We start from the raw sequence: 14,871 nt of genomic DNA, 5'->3' as shown, positions 1-14,871 counted from the left end.
GTGCCGCTCGGTGCCGTTCAGGAGGTGAGCGGCAGCGCGTCCATGTAGGCGTTCGACGGCTTGCGCACCTTCTGCACGCCCCGCGCGTCCAACGCGACCGTCGCCGACGCCGTGCCCAGGGTGCCGCTTCCCTGCCAGGTCCCGGTGACGTTCACCCAGGTGTCGGCCTTCGGCGCCGCGATCCCCTGGACCAGCACCTTCACGGACGACGCGTCCGCCGCACAGCAGCTGACGATGATCCGGGTCAGATACCAGCCGTCCCGCTTCCGCGGGGCCGGGGTGACGAACCCGGTCATCACGACCGCGCGGCCCCGGATGGCCCGCGACCGGTCCTGCTGCACCCGCTGGGTGAAGTCGGTGAGTGTGATCGGCAGCGGGGAGGTCGCGGGCAGCGGATCGAAGGCGTCCTCCTGCACGGCGACGGCCTTCGCCGGTTCCCGCGAGGCCGTGTAGGAGCCGAGCGCGGGAGGAGCGTAGAAGAGCAGGCTCAGCACGGGCAGGAACAGCAGCCAGGCGACCCGCGGAACACCGGAGTGGTCGTGACCATGCCCCTCGTGACCATGCCCCTCGTGACCGTGCCCCGGCTCGCCGGGCTCCTCCTTCGGCGGGGCGGCCCACGCCTCCGCCACGCCCAGCACCACCAGCAGCACCCCGGAGGCGACCAGCAGCGGCCGCATCCCCTCCTTGACGTACCGCAGGTACTCGTCCGTGAACAGCGAGGTGTGCAACAACCCCAGCCCACCCAGCACCAGCAGCCCCACCTGCGCGAACCGCCTCACAGCAGCACCCCTCCGATCACCGCGCTGCACACCACGGCCACCACCGCCGTGGCCGCCGAGAACCGCAACGCGAAGGCCCGCCCGAACGTGCCCGCCTGAAGCGCGATCAACTTCAGGTCGACCATCGGCCCCACCACCATGAACGCCAGCCGCGCGACCGGCGAGAAACCGGTCAGCGAGGCCGCCACGAACGCGTCCGCCTCACTGCACACCGCCAGCACGATCGCCAGCGCCGCCAGGAACAGCACCGACAGCCACGGCGAACCCGCGAAGGTGTCGAGCAGCGTGCGCGGCACCGCCACGTTGAACGTCGCCGCCGCCATCGCCCCCACCACCAGAAAACCCCCCGCGTGCAGGAAGTCGTGCTGGAAACCACGCCGGAACTCGGTGAAACGGCTGCGCCCCGGAACATGCCCGGTGTGCCGGACGACGGTGGGCTTCAACCACTCCTCGCGCCCCAGCCAGAGCCACAGCCAGCCCATCGCGGCGGCGGTGACCAGCGAGGCGAGCAGCCGGGCGACCACCATCTCCGGACTGCCCGGGAAGGCGACGGCCGTGGCGGTCAGCACCACCGGGTTCACGGCGGGCGCCGACAGCAGGAACGCGAACGCGGCGGCCGGTGTGACCCCCCGCCCGATCAGACTGTTCGCCACCGGCACCGAGGCGCACTCGCACCCCGGCAGCACCACACCCGCCATCCCCGCGACCGGCACGGCCAGCGCGGCCCGCTTCGGCAGCAGCCGGCTGAAGACCCGCGCCGGCACGAACGCGTTGATCGCCCCCGACAGAGCCGTGCCCAGCAGCAGGAACGGCAGCGCCTGCACGGTCACGGCCAGACACACCGTCCGCCACGCCTGCATCGCCGGCGCGTCCAACGACCGCCCGACGAGCACCAGCAGCACACCCGGCACCACCGCCGCGCCCAGCAACAACAGCGGCCAGTGCCGCGGCAGCGCACCCGCCGGGCGGGCGTCCGCCGCCCGCACTCCCTCGGCCGCCTCCGCGGACGGCCGTACGTCGGTCTCCTGCATCCCGCCCTAGACCCGGCCTTCCCGCAATCGTGCGACCTGCTCAGCGCCGAACTCCACCGTGCGCCGCATGTGCCGCACGATCACCGCGAGTTCGCTGTCCGCCAGGTCCTCGAAGAGCGGCATGCAGTCGCCGCCCAGCCGCTCCCACATCCGCGTGAACTCCGCGATCCGCTCCGGCACCGTCACCACGAGGACCCGTCGCCGGTCGGCCGCGTCCCGCTCCCGGACGACGTAACCCGCCTTCTCCAACCGGTCCACCAGCCGCGTCGCCGAGCCCGTGGTCAGCCCCGTCAGCTCGGCAACCCGGCCCGTCGTCACCGGCTCCCGCTCCAGCATCAGCAGGTTCAGACACTGAAGGTCCGTGGGATGCAGCCCGAGACGGTCGGCGAGAGCCTGGTTGAACAGGGCGTACGCGGCCGCGTACCGACGCGACACGACGCCCAGCTCGTCCAGCAGCCGCGAGCGCACGTTCCCGGACATCGCACCCCTTCGTCGGCACCGCCGTCAGCGCCGTCCGCAGATCGTACGACGCTCCGCTCCCTCGAACGTCAGAAGAAGTACGCGTCCCCGGTGTCCAGGACCAGCACCTGCTGCCGGTCGTTGGACCGGTTGCGGTCCACCGCGCCGCCGCCCCACAGGGTGTCGACGGCCATCGTCACCTCGATCGGCCGCCCCCGCAGCCACACCCGCAACTCGATCCGCTCCCCCAGCCCGTCCGCGGCCAGCGCCCCCGTCCGGCACACCACCTCCTGGCGGCCCGTCCGCGCGCAGCCGGCCGGCAGCCGCTGCGCCCCGGCCGCCAACGGCACCGACCAGCGCAGCCGTACGGTCGAGTCGGAGACGTCCGCCGGACCGTGGTTGCGCGGGGTCAGCCCGACGTCGACCCGGCCGCCGCGCATGACGGCGGAGCCGTGGTACGACAGGTCCGCCTCGGTCGCCTCCCCCGCCGTCCCGGCCGCCCGCGCGGGCGCGACCCCCACCCCCACCGCCAGTACCGCACCCCACACCGCGAGACCTCGCATCCAGCGCATGCCACCACTCCTCGATTCCTCGATCGGAAACCGCCCGGGTACGAAGGGCCGGGTACGAAGGGGATGTATCCCACGCCCGGCGCCCGGCAGGCGCCCTCCAACAGGTGACACCACCCGGCCGTGCCAAGCTGCCGACATGTTCGTCCTCCGGTCGGCCGCCCTGTTCGTCGTCGCCGCGCTCTTCGAGATCGGCGGCGCGTGGCTGGTCTGGCAGGGCGTACGCGAGCACCGGGGCTGGCTGTGGGCGACCGGCGGTGTCCTCGCGCTCGGCGCGTACGGCTTCGTCGCCACCTTCCAGCCCGACGCCCACTTCGGCCGCATCCTCGCCGCGTACGGCGGCATCTTCGTGGCCGGCTCCCTGCTCTGGGGCGCGGTCGCCGACGGCTACCGCCCCGACCGCTGGGACGTGACCGGCGCCCTGGTCTGTCTCGCCGGGATGGCCGTGATCATGTGGGCCCCCAGGAACGGCGGCTGACCCGGATACCCTGGGCGGCAGCCGGTCGTATGAACGAACACCCCCGTGCACGAGGAGCAGCCCATGGCCACCGCCGCACCGTCCGCCGCCTCCCGCATCGCCGTCGTCACCGGTGCGAGCAGCGGAATCGGCGCCGCCACCGCCCGGCAGCTCGCCGCGGCCGGCTACCGGGTCGTCCTGACCGCCCGCCGCAAGGACCGCATCGAGGCGCTGGCCGAGGAGATCGCCCGGTCGGGCGGCTCCGCGACGGCCTACCCGCTGGACGTCACGGACCGCGCCGCGGTCGACGAGTTCGCCGGCGCCTTCAAGACGATCGGCGTCCTCGTCAACAACGCGGGCGGCGCGCTCGGCGCCGACCCCGTCGCCACCGGCGACCCGGCCGACTGGCGCACGATGTACGAGACGAACGTCCTCGGCACCCTCAACGTCACCCAGGCCCTGCTCCCCAAGCTGGTGGCGAGCGGCGACGGAACGGTCGTGGTGGTGTCCTCGACCGCCGGTCACGGGACGTACGAGGGCGGCGGCGGCTATGTCGCCGCGAAGCACGGCACCCACGTCCTCGCCGAGACCCTCCGCCTGGAGATCGTCGGCCTGCCGGTCCGCGTCATCGAGATCGCCCCCGGCATGGTCAGGACCGACGAGTTCGCCCTCACCCGCTTCGGCGGCGACACGGACAAGGCCGCCAAGGTCTACGAGGGCGTCGCCGAACCCCTCACCGCCTCCGACGTGGCCGAGACGATCGCCTGGGCGGTCACCCGCCCCAGCCACGTCAACGTCGACCTCCTCGTCCTGCGCCCCCGCGCCCAGGCGTCCAACACGAAGGTCCACCGGGAGCTGTGACGGCCGAGGAGGGGACCGCGGGCCAGGACCCGGACGCACGGGAACAGCTCTCGCCGGAACAGCACTCACTGGAGCAGCGCCGCCTGGCCCAGGAGACGAAGAACGAGCGCCACATGTGGGTCTTCCTGGCCTACTTCCTCTTCGGCATCCACATCGTGGCGTTCGTGATGATCTACGCGGTACGCCACGCGAAGTGACGGCCGCCGCGCCATAGGGTCTTCCACGTGGACAGACACATACCGTTCGAGACGCTGCACAACTTCCGTGACCTGGGCGGATACCCGACCAGTAGCGGCCATCGGGTCCGCGCGGGCCGGCTGTTCCGCGCGGACTCGCTCGGCAAGCTGAGACCGGACACCCCGGACTGGGACCGCTTCCTCGCCCTCGGCGTCCGCACGGTGATCGACCTGCGCCACCCCTGGGAGATCGACGCGAGGGGCCGGGTCCCGGAGGACGACTCCTTCACCTACCGCAACCTCAGCATCGAGCACCGCCCCTACGACCAGGCCGCGTTGACCCCGGACGTGGACCCGGGCCCGTACCTCTCCGCCCGCTTCATGGAGGTGGCGGAGGACGGCACGAAGGAGATCGCGGCGGCCCTGGAGCTGGTGGCCGACGCGCAGGAGGGGCTGGTCTTCCACTGTGCCTCGGGCAAGGACCGCACCGGGCAGCTGGCGGCCCTGGTCCTGAGCCTGCTGGGCGTCCCGGACGAGGTGATCATCGAGGACTTCTCCCTGACGGAACTGGCGACCCCGGCCCTGCTCGCCGACTGGCGCGCGAGGAACGACGGCCGCTCCCCGGCGTGGCCGTCCTTCGGGCGGGCTCCCGAGTCGGTGATGCGTCTGTTCCTGGAGGCGCTGCGGGCCCGGTACGGCTCGGTGGAGGCGTATGTGACGGAGGCTCTCGGCATGGACGCGGAGACCTTGTCGGCGACCCTCCGCGCCCGCCTCCTGGAACCGGCCCCCACCACCTGGCCGGAGTTGACCCACCGCAGGGCGGAGCCGCTCGACGCCCCTCTCCTGGTCCGTCTGCGCGACACGGCGGCCCTGTGGCAACTGGCCCGGGGCATCGAGCAGTGGCAGCCCGGCGAGAAGACCGAGGCCCACTTCGTCGACCGCATGCGCGAGGGCGAGGTCTGGCTGACGTACGCGGACGGCGCGGTCGCGGGCGCCTTCGAGCTCTGGTGGGACGATCCGGCCGCCTGGGGCCCCCGCCCGCCCGAGGCCGGCTACATCCACCGCCTGATGACGACCCCGCACACCGCCCCACCGGGTACGGGCCGCAGGATGCTCGCCCAGGCCGAGTCCCGCATCACCGCGTCCGGCCGCCCCTACGCCCGCCTCGACTGCCTCTCCACCAACCCCCGCCTGCGCGCGTACTACGAGTCCGCGGGCTACACGGTCGTCGGCGAACAGCGCGCCAAGGAGGGCGGAACGGGCAGCCCGTACGCGGTGACCCTGCTGGAGAAGCGGCTCGGCTGAGGGAGAGACGCGTGAGGGGCCCGAGCCGAAACCGGCTCGGGCCCCTCACTGCGGGCGTCAACGGCGGACCCGCGGTGTCAGCCCTTCACGCAGACGACCTGCTTGAGCTTCGCCACGACCTCGACCAGGTCACGCTGCTGATCGATGACCTGCTCGATCGGCTTGTAGGCGGCTGGGATCTCGTCCACGACGCCGGAGTCCTTACGGCACTCCACGCCCTGCGTCTGCTCCTCCAGGTCGCGCGTCGAGAAGCGGCGCTTGGCGGCGTTGCGGCTCATCCGCCGGCCCGCGCCGTGCGAGGCCGAGTTGAAGGCCTTCTCGTTGCCGAGGCCCTTCACGATGTACGAACCGGTGCCCATCGAGCCCGGGATGATGCCGTACTCGCCGGAACCGGCCCTGATCGCGCCCTTGCGGGTGACCAGTAGGTCCATGCCCTCGTACCGCTCCTCTGCCACGTAGTTGTGGTGACAGGAGATCTCGGGCTCGAAGGCCGGCTTCGCCTTCTTGAACTCCTTGCGGATCACGTCCTTCAGGAGCGCCATCATGAGCGTGCGGTTGTACTTCGCGTACTCCTGGGCCCAGAACAGGTCGTTGCGGTAGGCCGCCATCTGCGGGGTGTCCGCGACGAAGACGGCGAGATCGCGGTCGACCAGGCCCTGGTTGTGCGGGAGCTTCTGCGCCACCCCGATGTGGAACTCGGCGAGTTCCTTGCCGATGTTCCGGGAACCGGAATGCAGCATCAGCCACACCGAACCGGACGTATCTACACAAACCTCACAGAAGTGGTTTCCGGACCCCAGGGTGCCCATCTGCTTCACGGCCCGCTCCTGACGGAACTTCACCGCCTCCGCGACCCCGTCGAACCGCGTCCAGAAGTCGTCCCACCCGCCGGTGGTCAGCCCGTGGAACTGTTCCGGATCGACCGCGGTGTCGTGCATCCCCCGGCCCACCGGGATCGCCTGCTCGATCTTCGAACGGAGCCGGGAAAGATCGCCGGGGAGGTCGTTCGCCGTGAGCGAGGTCCGGACCGCGGACATCCCGCACCCGATGTCGACCCCCACCGCCGCGGGACAGACGGCGCCCTGCATCGCGATGACCGAGCCGACCGTCGCGCCCTTGCCGTAGTGGACGTCCGGCATGACCGCCAGTCCCTTGATCCACGGCAGGGTCGCCACGTTCCGCAGCTGCTGGAGCGCACCCTCCTCGACCGACGCCGGGTCGGCCCACATACGGATGGGTACCTTCGCGCCCGGCATTTCCACGTACGACATTCGTCCTCATTCCCCCGGATTAATACAAAAGCCTTAGATCGCAAAACTGGTGCCAAGGTCAACGAAAAGGACAGCGGACCGGCATCCACAGCTCCACGTGCGATACACATTGTCTCCAGGGGCCGCCCCCGTCCGGCAAGCGATTAACCAGCGGGGACACCGGGCCACCCACATCACCTCACCTGTCGAGAGGAGCCGACCGTGCAGCGGAAGGCATACGTACCCGGCGTCGTCGCGCTCCTCGCGGCGCTGCTGGCCGGCTGCACCGGCGGTTCGGACGAAGGCGGCTCGACGGACAACTCCAACCCGGGCGAGGCAGGGACGGCCAGCGCCGTCGCGCAGCCCGGCAAGTACGACACGCTCCCCGAGGCCTGCGGGGTGGTGAGCCGGTCCACCCTCGACTCGCTCCTGCCCGGCATCAAGCAGCTCGCCGACGAGGCGCAGCGCGACACGGCCTACGCGGGTGAGGCGACCCAGACGTTCGACACGGACCGCAAGGTGGGCTGCCGTTGGAAGGTGGAGTCGACGGACGCCACCGACCATCTCCTCGTCGACTTCGAGCGGGTCGTCTCGTACGACAACGCGGTGAGCGACGACAACCAGGCCGAGGCCCTCTTCGCGCAGAAGGTGACCGCGGCCGACCTCCCGGCACCCACCGTCTCCGCCACCGGCGCCGCGACCGGCTCCCCTTCCACGAGCCCGAGTGCCTCCCCCTCGACGACGACCTCGCCCTCCGCCGGCGCCTCCGCGTCGGCCTCGCCCTCGGCTTCCTCCACCGTTCCCCCCGCCGACCTCCAGCCCCGCCTCCTGGAGGACCTGGGCGACGAGGCGTTCATCGACGACGCGCTCAGCAGCTCCGGTTCGACGGCCAAGCAGCGCACGGTGACTGTGGCGTTCCGCACGTCCAACGTCATGGTGACCATCCAGTACGAGGAGCAGCCGGCGACCGTCGGCACGGTGCCGGACAGCGAGGAAATGCAGGACAAGGCCCGGAAACTGGCCGCGCAGCTCGCCGACTCACTGGCCGGCTGAGGGCACTTCGGCCCGGTTCGCGCCCCACCCGCAAAGCCCTCGAAGCGGAACCGCACAGCTTCTTCACCGACTACGGTGGCCCCTCGGACCCGATCCGACCGCAGGAACCACGAGCGTCATGAGTGAAGGAACCATGCAGCGACGAGCCCAGCGAGACGGCCAGTTTGACCAGCGCGAGCAGCGTGCCGAGCGAGTGAACCGGGCCGGCGGGCTGAACCGCCTCCTGGCCGCGGCGGTCGCCGTCCCGGTGATGCTGTTGGCCGCGGGCTGCTCCTCGGACTCCGGCTCGGGCAACGACGCGAAGGACACCGGCGCCTCCACCGGCGCCGGTTCCGGCACCGACTCCGCGGCGAGCGCAGCGCCGACCGTGCAGGCGGCGGCGTACAAGACGCTGCCCGAGGCGTGCGCGGTGGTGTCGAAGAAGACGCTGACGGAGCTGGTGCCGAAGGGGGCGGCCAAGGGCAAGGAGGGGACGTCCAGCGACACCGCGGCCCGGGCCAGTTGCTCCTGGTCCAGCCTGGCCAACAACGGTGTGAAGGGCTCGCAGTTCCGCTGGCTGAACGTTTCCCTGCTGCGCTTCGAGTCGGACGCGACCACCGGTGACGGCGAGTCGCAGGCGAAGACGTACTACGCGAAGCAGGTCAAGGACGCCCAGGCGGTGTCGGGCGCGAAGAACGTCAAGTCGGCGCCGGTGGCTTCGACGGGTGACGAGGCGACGTCGGTGCGCTACGACCTGAAGAAGTCGGAGGGCGCCTTCAAGCAGCAGACGGTCGTGGTCCGCGTCGAGAACGTGGTGCTCACACTCGACTACAACGGTGCCGGTCTGGCGGGCGACAAGGCGCCCAGCGCGGAGACCCTGACGAAGTCGGCGGAGAAGGCGGCCAAGGAGACGGTGGCCGCGGTGCAGTCGGCCAACGGCGAGGGCGGCAGCGGCGGTTCGGACACCTCGGCCACCAGTCCGTCCCCGTCCGAGTCGGCCTCCTCCGACCCGAAGGCGACGCCCTCCAAGTCGTCGTCGGCGACCCCGAAGGCGACGGCGTCCAAGGCGGCCGCGGCGGCCCCGAAGGCGTCCGCTTCCGCGAAGAGCTGACGGACCGGCAACACGTGCGCCGCACACATGTGCCACCCTGTTGCGCGCAAGAACACGCAAGGGGAGGGGAGTACGGGTGTCCGCGCCAATACAGCTGACCCGGACGCACCGCGTTCTCATCGGCGTGGTCGTGACCGGCGCCGTGATCATCGCCGGAATCGGCTTCGCCGGTTCGTACGCGGCCGTCCGGGAACTGGCCCTCGAGAAGGGCTTCGGCAACTTCTCGTATGTGTTCCCGATCGGTATCGACGCGGGTATCTGCGTCCTGCTGGCCCTGGATCTGCTGCTGACCTGGATCCGCATCCCCTTCCCGCTGCTCCGGCAGACGGCGTGGCTGCTGACGGCGGCGACGATCGCCTTCAACGGCGCGGCCGCCTGGCCGGACCCGCTGGGCACGGGTATGCACGCGGTGATCCCGATCCTGTTCGTGGTCTCCGTCGAGGCGGCCCGGCACGCGATCGGCCGGATCGCGGACATCACGGCGGACAAGCACATGGAGGGCGTGCGCCTCACGCGCTGGCTGCTCTCGCCGCTGCCCACCTTCCTGCTCTGGCGCCGTATGAAGCTGTGGGAGCTGCGCTCCTACGAACAGGTGATCAAGCTGGAGCAGGAACGTCTCGTCTATCAGGCGAGGCTGCGTTCCCGCTTCGGCCGTGCCTGGCGCCGCAAGGCCCCGGTGGAGTCGCTGATGCCGCTGCGGCTGGCCCGTTACGGCGTCCCGCTGGCGGAGACCGCCCCGGCGGGTCTGGCGGCGGCGGGCATAGAGCCGGCCGTGCTCCCTCCGGCGCCGATACCGGCGGCCGCGCCCCAGCAGGAGCTGACGGCGGCCGCCCCGGTCGACGCGGGCGTCCGTGCCGTCGAGGCGGCTCCCGTGCCCCGGCAGGCCCAGCAGACACCGTGGGCACAGCAGGTCGGCCATGCGCCCGCCCCCGCGCCCACGGAGGAGGAGCAGAGCCCGTGGTTCCAGGCGCCGCACGAGGTCGCGTACCAGGGGGGCTACGACCCCACGTACGACCCCTCGGAGCAGTACGCCCAGTGGTACGAGGAGCAGCAGCAGGCCGAGCAGTACCAGGACCAGTACCAGGAGGAGCCTCCGGCGCAGGAGCCCTCTCCGGAGGAGACCGGTTCGTTCCCCATCCCGGTGGGGCCGGGCCGCAGCCGCGAGCTCGGTGAGGGCGGCGGTACGCCGATCCCCGAGCCGGACGAGGAGTCGTACTACCAGATCTTCAAGCAGTCGTCGATGAGCGGCAGCGGCTACCCGACGCCGAGCCAGTTCAGCTACGACGTGGAGGCGACGTACGGCACCCCCATCCCGGACTCCGAGGCCAAGCGCATGGTCATGCGCTTCCAGAACCGCCACGCGGCGGAACTGGAGGAGGACCACATCGCCTGATGCGCAGGTGTACGACGGAGGGGGCGCCCGGTGCTGACACCGGGCGCCCCCTCCGTCGTGGAAGTGCCGCTTACTCCCCGAGCAGGGCCCGCACCCGCTCCTGGCCCACGGCCAGCAGCAGCGTGGGCAGCCGCGGCCCGGTGTCACGCCCCACCAGCAGGTGGTAGAGCAGGGCGAAGAACGTCCGCTGGGCGGTCTTGATCTCCGGCGGGAGTTCCTTGGGCGTGGCGTCGGCGGAGAACCCGGCCTGGACCTTGGGCACGCCGTAGACGAGGTGCGTGAGCCCGTCCAGCGACCAGTGGTCAGCGAGTCCGTCGAGCAGAAGCCGCAGGGACTGCCGGGAGGCCTCGTCGAGGGACTTCAGCAGCTCGGCGTCGACTTCGGCGCGGACGATGGTGCGCTGGTCGGCGGGGACATGGGTGTTGATCCAGGCCTCGGCCTTGTCGTACCGGGGCCGCGCCTCGTCGAGGGAGCCGAGCGGGTTCTCCGGGTCGAGGTCGGAGAGGATCCGCAGAGCCTGGTCCTGGTGTCCGGCGGTGATGTCGGCGACCGAGGCCAGCGTGCGGTACGGCAGCGGCCGGACGGTGCGCGGCAGCTCACCGGCGGCCGTGCCCACCGCACGGGCGTGCGCGGCGATGTCGGCCGGGAGCGCCGAGCCGTCGGCCACCTTGGCGTCCAGCTTGTCCCACTCGTCGTAGAGCCGCTGGATCTCCTGGTCGAAGGCGATCTTGAAGGACTGGTTGGGGCGGCGGCGGGCGTAGAGCCAGCGCAGCAGCTGCGGCTCCATGATCTTCAGCGCGTCGGCGGCGGTGGGGACACCGCCCTTCGAGGACGACATCTTCGCCATGCCGCTGATGCCGACGAAGGCGTACATGGGCCCGATGGGCTGCTTGCCGCCGAAGATGCCGACGATCTGGCCGCCGACCTGGAAGCTGGACCCGGGGGACGAGTGGTCGACGCCGCTCGGCTCGAACACGACGCCCTCGTACGCCCAGCGCATCGGCCAGTCGACCTTCCAGACCAGCTTGCCGCGGTTGAACTCGTTCAGCCGGACGGTCTCGGCGAATCCGCAGGCGGTGCAGGTGTAGGACAGCTCGGTGGTGTCGTCGACGTACGAGGTGACCGTGGTGAGGTCCTTCTCGCAGTTGCCGCAGTACGGCTTGTACGGGAAGTAGCCCGCCGAGCCGGACGAGCCGTCGTCCTCGTTCGCCGCGCCCGACCCCTCCGCCGCCTCGAGCTCGGCCTCGTCGAGCGGCTTCTGCTGCTGCTTCTTCGCGGGGGCCTTCTTGGTGCGGTACTGGTCGAGGATCGCGTCGATGTCACCGCGGTGCTTGATCGCGTGCAGGATCTGCTCGCGATAGACACCGGAGGTGTACTGCGCCGTCTGGCTGATCCCGTCGAACTCCACGCCGAGCTCGGCCAGCGACTCGACCATCGCGGCCTTGAAGTGCTCGGCCCAGTTCGGGTGTGTCGAGCCCTGCGGCGCCGGGACGGAGGTCAGCGGCTTGCCGATGTGCTCGGCCCAGGAGTCGTCGATCCCGGCGATGCCCTGCGGCACCTTGCGGTAGCGGTCGTAGTCGTCCCAGGAGATCAGGTGGCGGACCTGGTGTCCGCGGCGGCGGAGCTCGTCGGCGACCAGGTGCGGGGTCATGACCTCGCGGAGGTTGCCCAGGTGGATGGGTCCGGAGGGAGAGAGCCCGGACGCGACAACGACCGGTTTCCCGGGGGCCCGACGCTCCGACTCCTCGATGACCTCATCCGCGAAACGGGAGACCCAGTCGGTGGTCTCGGTGCTCAGAGCCACGATCGGCACGTCCTCTTGTTCTGAAGGCTTCCGGGTTTGAAGTGCGTTCCATTGTCCCAGACGGCCCCGCGCCCGGGAAAACGGCTTTACCCCCCATGGGATACTGACTGCGTCTATCCATCCCCACGAGGAGAACGGCACCCACTCCTATGGCCCCGGTCACGTCCCTCAGCCACTCCGTCGAACAGCACCTCACGTCCGCTCTCTCGGCCACCCTGCCGGAGGCCGCCGGCGCGGACCCGCTGCTGCGACGAAGCGACCGGGCCGACTTCCAGGCCAACGGCATCCTGGCGCTGGCCAAGAAGGCGAAGGCGAACCCGCGGGAGCTGGCGACGCAGGTCGTGGCGCACGTGGTCACGGGTGACCTGATCGAAGAGGTCGAGGTCTCGGGCCCCGGCTTCCTGAACGTGACGATCACCGACGGCGCGATCACCCGGAACCTCGCCGCCCGGTACGCGGACGCGGACCGCCTGGGCGTGCCGCACTCCGGCCACCCCGGCACGACGGTCATCGACTACGCCCAGCCGAACGTGGCGAAGGAGATGCACGTCGGTCATCTGCGGTCGGCGGTCATCGGCGACGCGACGGTGCAGATCCTGGAGTTCACCGGCGAGAGCGTGGTCCGCCGGCACCACATCGGCGACTGGGGCACCCAGTTCGGCATGCTCATCCAGTATCTGGACGAGCACCCGCACGAGCTGGACCACAAGGAGTCCCAGGTGAGCGGCGAGGAGGCGATGTCGAACCTCGACCGCCTCTACAAGGCCGCGCGCAGGCTGTTCGACGCGGACGAGGAGTTCAAGACCCGGGCCCGGCGCCGGGTGGTGGACCTCCAGGCGGGCGACCCGCACACGCTCGCGACCTGGCAGAAGTTCGTCGACGAGTCGAAGATCTACTTCTTCTCGGTCTTCGAGAAGCTGGACATGGAGATCCGGGACGAGGACATCGTCGGCGAGTCGGGTTACAACGACATGCTGGCGGAGACCTGCCGTCTCCTGGAGGAGTCCGGGGTCGCGGTCCGCTCCGAGGGCGCCCTCTGCGTCTTCTTCGAGGACGTCAAGGGCCCGGACGGCAACCCGGTCCCGCTGATCGTCCAGAAGTCGGACGGCGGCTACGGCTACGCGGCGACCGACCTGTCGGCGATCCGTGACCGTGTCTTCAACATCAAGGCGAGCACGCTGCTGTACGTGGTGGACGCCCGTCAGTCGCTGCACTTCAAGATGGTCTTCGAGACGGCGCGCAGGGCGGGCTGGCTGAACGAGGACGTCAAGGCGCACCAGTTGGCGTTCGGCACGGTCCTCGGCAAGGACGGCAAGCCGTTCAAGACCCGTGAGGGCGAGACGGTCAAGCTGGTCGACCTCCTCGACGAGGCGGTCGAGCGGGCCACGACGGTGGTCCGGGAGAAGGCCGTGAAGGTGGGCCTGTCCGAGCCGGAGATCGTGGAGAACGGCCGGTACGTAGGTGTCGGCGCGGTGAAGTACGCCGACCTGTCGACGTCCGCCGTGCGGGACTACAAGTTCGACCTGGACCAGATGGTCTCGCTGAACGGCGACACCTCCGTCTACCTCCAGTACGCGTACGCCCGTATCCAGTCGATCCTGCGCAAGGCCGGCGAGGCCCGCCCGGCCGCTCACCCGGAGCTGGAACTGGCCCCGGCGGAGCGGGCGTTGGGCCTGCACCTGGACCGGTTCGGCGAGACGGTGCACGAGGTCGCGGCGGCGTACGAGCCGCACAAGCTGGCCGCGTACCTGTACCAGCTGGCCTCGCACCTGACGACGTTCTACGACCAGTGCCATGTGCTGTCCCCCGACAACTCGCCGGAGGTCGTCGAGAACCGCCTGTTCCTGGTGGACCTCACGGCCCGCACCCTCCACCTGGGCATGGCCCTGCTGGGCATCCGGACCCCCGACAAGCTCTGAGGGAACAGCCCCGCGCAGAGGCGATCGACGTACCGCGGCCCGTCCTCCTTCCGGCATCCGGTTTCCGGCTTCCGGGGAGGGCGGGCCGCGGTCATGGCCGGGTACGTCAGGCGGCGAACCGCTTGAACGCCGCGCCGGTCCCCGACCCGGCGATGCCGTCGATCTTGCCGGTGTAGCCGTAGTCGTCCTTGAGTCGCCGCGGTGTCCGGGGCCATCGCGTTGACCCTCTTACTCCTCCCGGGCCAGCACGGCGCACCGCACCCGGCGGTGTCCCCGTCCCCGTCCGTCACCGGCCCGCGCTGCCGGGGAACCGCCTGCGAGGCCGGGAGCCCGATGGACATGCGGTGCGCCACCGCGCCGGAGACCGTCGCCGAGCACGTCACCGCCACCGCCACCGGGGCGTCGGTGCAACTGCGGTACAGCAGAGAGTGCGGGACGAGTCGGACCCGGATGTGGGGTGCGCGGATCGGCGACCGGATCGAGTCCGAAGCCGTGGGCGGCGTCCGCCCGTACCGAGCCGAGGTCAAGGACCGCGCCGAGGCGGACACCTATGTGCACACCGCCATGACGGCGACCCGCCCCGGGACGCTCGTCCGGACCTGTTTCCTGCCGACGGCGGACGGCAGGAAGGAGTGCTTCGAGGCCCGGGTGGGCCGGGCCCCGGAACCAACTCCTCGCACCCGCACGTCCCACCCCTCGACGACGTGAGAACACCATGGCGAGGA

Annotated in this window: 15 protein-coding genes and 1 pseudogene; 9 read left to right on the top strand and 7 right to left on the bottom strand. The window is 70.8% G+C overall.

The features are described from left to right. Positions 1-17: 17 nt before the first annotated feature. The 4 genes from G9272_RS25905 to G9272_RS25890 all read right to left on the bottom strand — a co-directional run bounded on the left by G9272_RS25905 (position 18) and on the right by G9272_RS25890 (position 2,841). Positions 18-779 carry a TIGR03943 family putative permease subunit gene (locus tag G9272_RS25905; RefSeq protein WP_171398776.1) on the bottom strand — a complete coding sequence of 254 codons (762 nt, stop codon included), beginning with the start codon at positions 777-779 and terminating at the stop codon, positions 18-20. Further along, on the bottom strand, positions 776-1,810 hold the full coding sequence (locus tag G9272_RS25900) for a permease (RefSeq protein WP_171398775.1): 1,035 nt from the start codon (positions 1,808-1,810) through the stop codon (positions 776-778). Before G9272_RS25900 ends, G9272_RS25905 begins: the two co-directional genes overlap by 4 nt. Positions 1,811-1,816: 6 nt before the next feature. Beyond that, positions 1,817-2,290, bottom strand: coding sequence for a MarR family winged helix-turn-helix transcriptional regulator (locus G9272_RS25895; RefSeq protein WP_171398774.1), 474 nt, complete (start codon positions 2,288-2,290; stop codon positions 1,817-1,819). 68 nt (positions 2,291-2,358) lie between these two features. Beyond that, the gene (locus G9272_RS25890; RefSeq protein ID WP_171398773.1) at positions 2,359-2,841 is read right to left on the bottom strand and encodes a hypothetical protein; all 483 of its coding nucleotides are present in this window, start codon (positions 2,839-2,841) and stop codon (positions 2,359-2,361) included. A gap of 136 nt (positions 2,842-2,977) precedes the next feature. On the opposite strand from G9272_RS25890, the gene G9272_RS25885 reads away from it, so the two are divergent. The 4 genes from G9272_RS25885 (at position 2,978) to G9272_RS25870 (ending at position 5,637) form a co-directional block, all read left to right on the top strand. Next, the gene (locus tag G9272_RS25885; RefSeq protein ID WP_171398772.1) at positions 2,978-3,316 is read left to right on the top strand and encodes a YnfA family protein; all 339 of its coding nucleotides are present in this window, start codon (positions 2,978-2,980) and stop codon (positions 3,314-3,316) included. Between the two features lie 63 nt (positions 3,317-3,379). Further along, the gene (locus G9272_RS25880) at positions 3,380-4,156 is read left to right on the top strand and encodes an SDR family NAD(P)-dependent oxidoreductase (RefSeq protein WP_171398771.1); all 777 of its coding nucleotides are present in this window, start codon (positions 3,380-3,382) and stop codon (positions 4,154-4,156) included. Continuing rightward, entirely contained in the window at positions 4,153-4,353 is a 201-nt protein-coding gene (locus G9272_RS25875; protein WP_171398770.1) for a hypothetical protein, read from the top strand. The genes G9272_RS25880 and G9272_RS25875 overlap by 4 nt, the downstream gene beginning before the upstream one ends. A 27-nt stretch (positions 4,354-4,380) precedes the next feature. Further along, the gene (locus G9272_RS25870; protein WP_171398769.1) at positions 4,381-5,637 is read left to right on the top strand and encodes a GNAT family N-acetyltransferase; all 1,257 of its coding nucleotides are present in this window, start codon (positions 4,381-4,383) and stop codon (positions 5,635-5,637) included. A 77-nt stretch (positions 5,638-5,714) separates the two neighbouring features. On the opposite strand, the gene G9272_RS25865 is transcribed toward G9272_RS25870, so the two are convergent. Continuing rightward, complete coding sequence (locus G9272_RS25865; protein WP_171398768.1) at positions 5,715-6,908, bottom strand: RtcB family protein; 1,194 nt, start codon at positions 6,906-6,908, stop codon at positions 5,715-5,717. Between the two features lie 201 nt (positions 6,909-7,109). On the opposite strand from G9272_RS25865, the gene G9272_RS25860 reads away from it, so the two are divergent. The 3 genes from G9272_RS25860 to G9272_RS25850 all read left to right on the top strand — a co-directional run bounded on the left by G9272_RS25860 (position 7,110) and on the right by G9272_RS25850 (position 10,423). Next, a complete protein-coding gene (locus tag G9272_RS25860; protein WP_171398767.1) occupies positions 7,110-7,940 on the top strand; it encodes a DUF3558 domain-containing protein in 831 nt (276 codons plus the stop codon). Between the two features lie 118 nt (positions 7,941-8,058). Continuing rightward, on the top strand, positions 8,059-9,030 hold the full coding sequence (locus G9272_RS25855; protein ID WP_171398766.1) for a DUF3558 domain-containing protein: 972 nt from the start codon (positions 8,059-8,061) through the stop codon (positions 9,028-9,030). Positions 9,031-9,106: 76 nt separating this feature from the next. Further along, positions 9,107-10,423 (top strand): DUF2637 domain-containing protein, encoded by a 1,317-nt coding sequence (locus G9272_RS25850; protein WP_171398765.1) that lies wholly within the window; start codon positions 9,107-9,109, stop codon positions 10,421-10,423. Positions 10,424-10,493: 70 nt separating this feature from the next. On the opposite strand, the gene lysS is transcribed toward G9272_RS25850, so the two are convergent. Next, positions 10,494-12,236, bottom strand: coding sequence for a lysine--tRNA ligase (lysS, locus tag G9272_RS25845; RefSeq protein ID WP_171398764.1), 1,743 nt, complete (start codon positions 12,234-12,236; stop codon positions 10,494-10,496). 140 nt (positions 12,237-12,376) lie between these two features. Between lysS and argS the strand changes: the two genes are divergently transcribed. Beyond that, entirely contained in the window at positions 12,377-14,146 is a 1,770-nt protein-coding gene (gene argS / locus G9272_RS25840) for an arginine--tRNA ligase (RefSeq protein ID WP_171398763.1), read from the top strand. Between the two features lie 106 nt (positions 14,147-14,252). Here the strand turns inward: argS and G9272_RS45455 are convergent. Then, positions 14,253-14,345, bottom strand: a pseudogene (locus G9272_RS45455) (peptidoglycan-binding protein); the annotation flags it as partial. A 2-nt stretch (positions 14,346-14,347) separates the two neighbouring features. Between G9272_RS45455 and G9272_RS25835 the strand changes: the two are divergent. Further along, positions 14,348-14,854 carry a DUF2690 domain-containing protein gene (locus tag G9272_RS25835; protein ID WP_367398557.1) on the top strand — a complete coding sequence of 169 codons (507 nt, stop codon included), beginning with the start codon at positions 14,348-14,350 and terminating at the stop codon, positions 14,852-14,854. Positions 14,855-14,871: the final 17 nt, after the last annotated feature.

The sequence above is a fragment of the Streptomyces asoensis genome, from assembly GCF_013085465.1.
Taxonomy (GTDB): Bacteria; Actinomycetota; Actinomycetes; order Streptomycetales; family Streptomycetaceae; genus Streptomyces; species Streptomyces cacaoi_A.
The sequence above is the reverse complement of the archived record's forward strand: the minus strand, read 5'-3'. Positions and strand labels throughout refer to the sequence as shown.

Excerpts from the sequence above, each read along its gene's own strand:
- G9272_RS25890 (WP_171398773.1), bottom strand. The coding sequence starts at position 2,841 with ATGCGCTGGATGCGAGGTCTCGCGGTGTGGGGTGCGGTACTGGCGGTG.
- G9272_RS25855 (WP_171398766.1), top strand. The coding sequence starts at position 8,059 with ATGAGTGAAGGAACCATGCAGCGACGAGCCCAGCGAGACGGCCAGTTT.
- G9272_RS25880 (WP_171398771.1), top strand. The coding sequence starts at position 3,380 with ATGGCCACCGCCGCACCGTCCGCCGCCTCCCGCATCGCCGTCGTCACC.
- G9272_RS25865 (WP_171398768.1), bottom strand. The coding sequence starts at position 6,908 with ATGTCGTACGTGGAAATGCCGGGCGCGAAGGTACCCATCCGTATGTGG.
- G9272_RS25895 (WP_171398774.1), bottom strand. The coding sequence starts at position 2,290 with ATGTCCGGGAACGTGCGCTCGCGGCTGCTGGACGAGCTGGGCGTCGTG.
- G9272_RS25900 (WP_171398775.1), bottom strand. The coding sequence starts at position 1,810 with ATGCAGGAGACCGACGTACGGCCGTCCGCGGAGGCGGCCGAGGGAGTG.
- G9272_RS25885 (WP_171398772.1), top strand. The coding sequence starts at position 2,978 with ATGTTCGTCCTCCGGTCGGCCGCCCTGTTCGTCGTCGCCGCGCTCTTC.
- argS (WP_171398763.1), top strand. The coding sequence starts at position 12,377 with ATGGCCCCGGTCACGTCCCTCAGCCACTCCGTCGAACAGCACCTCACG.